This is a genomic window from Rhodococcus sp. FG69 (assembly GCF_057808915.1).
The window spans coordinates 1-5,458 of sequence record NZ_JBMDIX010000083.1; the positions used below are offsets into that span (position 1 = coordinate 1).

Annotated in this window: 7 protein-coding genes; all 7 read right to left on the reverse strand. The window is 64.4% G+C overall.

Annotated features, from left to right (window positions below; translation table 11 throughout):
* The coding region (locus ACODSO_RS28905; protein ID WP_489040045.1) for an MBL fold metallo-hydrolase at window positions 1-824 on the reverse strand (824 nt) is incomplete at its 3' end.
* A gap of 57 nt (window positions 825-881) precedes the next feature.
* On the reverse strand, window positions 882-1,151 hold the full coding sequence (locus tag ACODSO_RS28910) for a metal-sensitive transcriptional regulator (protein ID WP_032389200.1): 270 nt from the start codon (window positions 1,149-1,151) through the stop codon (window positions 882-884).
* Between the two features lie 77 nt (window positions 1,152-1,228).
* Window positions 1,229-2,002, reverse strand: a complete 774-nt coding sequence (locus ACODSO_RS28915; protein WP_032401339.1) for a sulfite exporter TauE/SafE family protein — start codon at window positions 2,000-2,002, stop codon at window positions 1,229-1,231.
* Complete coding sequence (locus tag ACODSO_RS28920; RefSeq protein ID WP_008720026.1) at window positions 2,002-2,421, reverse strand: DUF302 domain-containing protein; 420 nt, start codon at window positions 2,419-2,421, stop codon at window positions 2,002-2,004. The genes ACODSO_RS28915 and ACODSO_RS28920 overlap by 1 nt, the downstream gene beginning before the upstream one ends.
* 42 nt (window positions 2,422-2,463) lie before the next feature.
* The gene (locus ACODSO_RS28925; protein ID WP_032401340.1) at window positions 2,464-2,715 is read right to left on the reverse strand and encodes a YgaP-like transmembrane domain; all 252 of its coding nucleotides are present in this window, start codon (window positions 2,713-2,715) and stop codon (window positions 2,464-2,466) included.
* A gap of 28 nt (window positions 2,716-2,743) precedes the next feature.
* A complete protein-coding gene (locus ACODSO_RS28930) occupies window positions 2,744-4,810 on the reverse strand; it encodes an MMPL family transporter (RefSeq protein WP_230074946.1) in 2,067 nt (688 codons plus the stop codon).
* A 184-nt stretch (window positions 4,811-4,994) separates the two neighbouring features.
* Window positions 4,995-5,192: a hypothetical protein gene (locus ACODSO_RS28935; RefSeq protein WP_489040046.1), complete on the reverse strand. Its 198-nt coding sequence runs from the start codon at window positions 5,190-5,192 to the stop codon at window positions 4,995-4,997.
* Window positions 5,193-5,458 lie beyond the last annotated feature (266 nt).

A 5,458-nucleotide genomic window follows, 5' to 3' on the forward strand; every position in this document is an offset into this window, starting at 1 on the left:
GCGCGGAGGTCGACGACCCACTGGCCATCGTCGATGCGCCTGCGTAGTTCGTCGGGATCGACAGGCTCCGGGGTGGACAGATCGATCGGGGCCGGACCTTCGGTGTTGATGACGCCCATGTGGGCGTAGTACGCGGGGTAGGCCGACAATCCTGCGATCAACTCGTCGACGTAGGTTTGTTCGTCCTGGGTCAGCGCGGGATTGGACTGTTGCTGTTCACCGATGGTCGACGAGTCGCCGCTGGTGGGGGTCGCGGAGCAGAAGCTACCGAATCCGTGGGTGGGGTAGACCTCGACGTCGGCGGGGAGTTCGGCGGCGATTCGACGGACCGAGTGGAACTGGGCATGGGTGAGCTCGTCGGTGTGTTCGGAGCCGAGTAGGTCGGTGCGGCCGGTGGATCCGTAGAGCATCGAGCCGCCGGTGAAGATCGCGATCGGTTCGTCTCCGAGTTGCAGTACGTAGCTGACGTGATGATGTGTATGGCCCGGGGTGTGCATGACCTGAAACGTCGCCGATCCCGCGTCGACGACATCGCCGTCCCCCACTGCCCGTCGCTCGAATTCGACCGGGTCACCCTCGGGCACAACGTATTCGGCTCCGGTAGCGCGTGCGAGTTCGAGGCCGCCGGTGACGTAGTCGTTGTGGATGTGGGTTTCGAGTACGTGGGTGATCGCGGCGTTCTTCTCCGCGGCCAGTGCCAGGACGCGGTCGATGTCACGTTGGGGATCGATCACGACGGCGATGCCGTCGTGGCTGATCAGGTAGCTGCGGTCGCCGAGGCTCGACGTTTCGATGATGGCGATGTCTGGATCGGTAGCGCTCACGGGGTACTCCTACGGTGTCGTCGGGTCGGCCTCGTTTCTGACGTGAAACGTCCTCGTTCAGGCCAGTGCGAGGAAGAGTTTTTCCAGTTCTGCTTCGGTCATGGGTTCTTTGTTGTCGGCGGTGTCGCCGGTCATGCATTCGCGGAGGCCGGTGGCGACGATCTTGAATCCGGCTTTGTCGAGGGCGCGGGAGACGGCGGCGAGTTGGGTGACGACGTCTTTGCAGTCACGTCCGTTCTCGATCATGCCGATCACTCCGGCGAGTTGGCCGTGTGCGCGGCGCAGCCGGTTGAGTACCAATGCGATGCTGTCTTCGTCGCCGACCATTGCGGTCTCCTGAGGGTGTGAGGGTGGTAGTGGTTTCAGATTACCCCTGGGGGCATCGGGTCGGTGTGTGCGTTCGGTCATGAAAGAACGAGGGTGTCGACAAGTACGTAGCCCGCGACGGCGAACACCAGGTAGGCGAACCACGTGCGCAGCTTGTCGGTATCAATGCGTGTGCTCAGTCGCCCGGCGACCAGCGAGCCTGCAATCGCAGCACCGGCGAACGCGGCTGTCAGTGCCCAGTTCCCGCCGAGCCCGTCGGCCTGAGCGATCAGTCCGGCGGCGGAGTTTGCGACGATGACCACCAGCGACGTTCCGACAGCGACACCCATCTCGATTCCCAGCAACAGCACCAGAGCGGGGATGATCAGAAATCCTCCGCCGACGCCGAACAGTCCGGTGAGGACACCGACCCCGAACCCTGTCGGTATGGACCGTGGTGCGCATCGCCGCCAGTCGATCCCGGAATCCCCTGTCTTGCATGCAGTTCCGACATCGTCGGCGCTGCGCAGCATCCGCGCCCCGGCAATGATCATGACGATTGCGAAGCCGATCATCACGGCCGCCTCGGGCAGATGTCTGCCCAGGGCGCTGCCGACCACGGTGCCGACAATGCCGGTGGCCGCGAAGATCGCCGCCAGCCGCCACTCGACGAGCCGCGCCCGCACCTTGGGGATGGCCCCGGTCGCAGAGGCGACACCGATCACCAGCAACGATGTCGGTATCGCCTCCGACAGGTCCATTCCGAGGGCGTAGACGAGAACCGGGACCGCGAGAATCGACCCGCCGCCTCCGAGGAGACCGAGCAGGATGCCGACGGCGACGCCGAGGACCAGTGCCAGTGCCAGGGTCATCAGCTGTGGGCTGTGTCCTGGCCACCGAGTGCGTCGATGGCGGCCTGGAGCTTGGTGGTGGCCTCGGCCGCGACATCGGAGAGGGCGGGTTCTCCGGTCGCTTGGACCATGATGTCGGGGTTCATCGCTTCGACGATCACCGATCCGGATGTGGCGGTGTCGGCGCGGACGACGACATTGCACGGCAGCAGCAAGCCGATCTGGCGCATGACTCCGACGGCGCGGTGCGCGAGGGTGGGATTGCAGGCACCGAGGATCAGATACTGCTCCATGTCTTCGCCGAGTTTGGCCTTCAACGTGGCCTGCATGTCGATTTCGGTGAGAACACCGAAGCCTTGGTCGGACAGGGCTGATTTGACGGAGTCGACTGCGGTGTCGAAGTCGGTGTCGGTCAGAGTGGTCGAGAGTGCGATGTTCATGAGGGAAATTCCTTTCGGTGGTCGAACTGTGGTGGTGTGGGCCTACCCGATTCGGGGCCGGCGAATACTCGGCACGCCCGCTTTGGTGAGCAGTGCGCTGGCCGGGCACCAGCCAACCGCTGCGTAGAGGGCGAGGTTGGCGGCAGCGAACGCGCTGAGTAGTCGCCATTGCGGTGCGTGTAATTCGCCGAGTGCCAGACCGGTGGCGGTGACACCGGCAGCAAGGGCGGGGACGATACGTTCGATCGGCCATCCTGTGAATGCCGCCGAGTGGGTTGTGTTCGGATCGGTCATGATTGCTCCGTTGGGTGTGGTGAGGGTGTCAGTGAGAGAAGCTGATCGAGGGCAGCACCTTGCGCAGCCAGGCTGGTGACCACCATGCGGCGTGACCGGTCAGACGCAGCAGGACCGGCAGCAGGATGAGCCTGATCAGGAAGGCGTCGAGCAGTACCGCGACACCGAGAATGATGCCCATTTCTTTCGGTGGGAGCGGATCGGAGAGTGCGAAGGTGAAGAACACGGCGACCATGACCGCGGCGGCGGCGAAGATGACGCGGCCGGAGTGGGCGAGGCCGTCGACCTGGGCGGCTTTCGGGTCGCCGGTCTTCTCGTAGTGCTCTTTGGCGGTGGCGAGCAGGAACACGGTGTAGTCCATGGCGATGGCGAAGATCATCGCGAAGAAGAACACCGGTCCCCAGCCGTCGAGGAACCCCTGTGGGGTGAAGCCGAGCAGTGATGCACCGTGTCCGTCTTGGAAGATCAGCTTCGCTACTCCGAATGCGGCTGCGGTCGAGAGCAGACTGACGGCGGTGCCGAGGATCGCGATCAGCGGTGCCTGCAGTGCAACGAGCAGCAGGATGAAACCGAGCGCGAGGATGATCCCGATCACCAGCGGCAGGTAGTCGTTGAGGGCTTGCTGCAGATCGAGGTTCTCCGCCGGTGCCCCGCCGACCAATGCCGACTCCGGGAGCTGCGCGCGCAGGTCACCGAGGATGGTGCCCATACTCTCGTCGGAGGGGTCCACGGCGGGAAGCGCTTGTAGCAGTGAGTAGTTCGAGCCGTCCGCGGCAGGCTGGGGCGGAGTCACCATCGAGATCCCGTCGACGCTGCTGGCTGCGGTGGCGGTCGCGGCGGCGTCGGAAGAGGGGACGACGATCTGCAGTGCGCCGGGTGCGCCGTCGCCGAACTGGGCTTGGACGAGCTCGTAGCCTTGGCGAACCGGTGCATCTTCTGGGACGACGGTGATCGAGGGCATTGCGACTTTCAGTCCGAGGACCGGCAGTGCCAGGACGATGAGGATGCCGACGGAGACCAGTGCGAACGGCCAGGGATGCTTGTGGAGTAGTTCGCCCCAGGCTGCGAATTTCGGGGAGCGGTGCTGCTGGCGTTTGGCGTAGGGCAGGGATGCGGCGTTGACCTTGGAGCCGAGTGCCCCCAGGGTTGCGGGGAGCAGGGTCATGGTGGCGATCAGCACGAACGTGACAGCGAGCATGATGCCGACGGCCATGGTCCGCACGGCCGGTGCGGGAACGAGAAGCACTGCCGAGAGGCTCACCAGGACTGTCAGACCGGACAGGACCACGGCTTTGCCTGCGGTGTCCATGGTTTCGGCGACGGCGGCACGGGGATCGGCGTTGCGTAGTGCGTCGCGGAACCTGGCGACGATGAAGAGGGCGTAGTCGATGCCGAGGGCGAGCGCGAACATCATCGCGAAGTTCATCGCCCACACCGAGATCGGGGTGACGCCGTTGAGCAGCACGAGACCACCGGCGGATGCGACGAGTCCGGCGACGGTGAGTAGCAGCGGCAGTCCTGCGGCGACGAGCGATCCGAACGCGAGCACCATGATCGCCAAGGTGACCGGCCAGGAGAACAATTCGGCTTGGATCATGGCATCGTGGTTGGCTTTGTTGAAGTCCGACCACAGTGCGGAGGACCCGGTCGGGTAGACCTCGATGCCGTCGCCGGAGAGTTCGGTCAGTTCGCCTTTGACCTCGTCGACGGCTTTGACCATGTCATCTGTACTTGCGTTTGCGCCGGCGATGAGGATGCCGGTGCGGCCGTCGGGGCTGATGGTCATGCCTGGCTGGGGGGCGATGATCTCGCCGAAGCGAGTGTCACCGTCGAATACGGCCGCGACGTCGGTGAGTGTCTGCTGCACCGCTGCGTCTTCGATCGTGGCGGTGTCGGAGTGAACGACCACTTGCACTGCCGCAGAGGAGTTACCACCGAAATGCTGCTGGGCGAGCTCGCGGACCTGGACGGATTCGGAACCGTTGGCCTGCCAGCCGGCCCCGGCCAAGGATGAGAACACCGATGGCGCAGCCGATCCCAGGGCAACGAGGGCGATCAGCCAGATGCCGAACACCCACCTGCGGCGGGCGACCATCGTGCTTCCCAGGCGGCCTAGTGCGCCGGGTGCCGGTGGCCGATGGCGGTCGTGGCGGCCGGTGGCCGCCGCGGTAGCGGGCTTGGTCACAATTACTTCTCCTAATACGGGTGGGGGTATTCAGAAGCGTTGAAGACGCCCAGAGATTCCTGCGAAATGCAGTGGAGTGCTGTTGGGGTGGGGGTCAGCGACGAAACAGGGAACGAAAGAAGTTGTCGCGTGTAGCTGGGGCGGGTGTCTCCATGGAGCAGGAGCACTGCTGCGACCGCGGAACGTTCTTCATAACGCTGTCGACATGTCGACCGCAGCCAGCCCAGGTGGTCTTACCGCATGCCGGGCACGGGACGGGGTAGCACATGGCGGTCCTTTCTGGCGGGTACATCCCTACTGTGACACATACCTAGGGGGGTATGCAAGTACCCGTGGGGGTATGAGGGAAGGGGTGGGCCGGAGCCGATCGGTAGACGGCAGTGGTCTTGCCGGATCAAACGCGAGGCTGTGCTGGCGGCCGCATAAGGCGTTTGATGGTCGCCAGTCTGCGAATGCGGTTGTCCCTCACGGGTTGATGCTCCACGTACGCGCGTGTTGCGACGCTATCGTTCGCGAGTTTCTGCGAACCCGCGCAGTTACGTCCCACTTCCACTCGAA

What these genes read in the sequence shown, in the direction of transcription:
- ACODSO_RS28910 (WP_032389200.1), bottom strand. Translation starts at nt 1,151, where the DNA reads ATGGTCGGCGACGAAGACAGCATCGCATTGGTACTCAACCGGCTGCGC.
- ACODSO_RS28915 (WP_032401339.1), bottom strand. Translation starts at nt 2,002, where the DNA reads ATGACCCTGGCACTGGCACTGGTCCTCGGCGTCGCCGTCGGCATCCTG.
- ACODSO_RS28920 (WP_008720026.1), bottom strand. Translation starts at nt 2,421, where the DNA reads ATGAACATCGCACTCTCGACCACTCTGACCGACACCGACTTCGACACC.
- ACODSO_RS28925 (WP_032401340.1), bottom strand. Translation starts at nt 2,715, where the DNA reads ATGACCGATCCGAACACAACCCACTCGGCGGCATTCACAGGATGGCCG.
- ACODSO_RS28930 (WP_230074946.1), bottom strand. Translation starts at nt 4,810, where the DNA reads ATGGTCGCCCGCCGCAGGTGGGTGTTCGGCATCTGGCTGATCGCCCTC.
- ACODSO_RS28935 (WP_489040046.1), bottom strand. Translation starts at nt 5,192, where the DNA reads ATGTACCCGCCAGAAAGGACCGCCATGTGCTACCCCGTCCCGTGCCCG.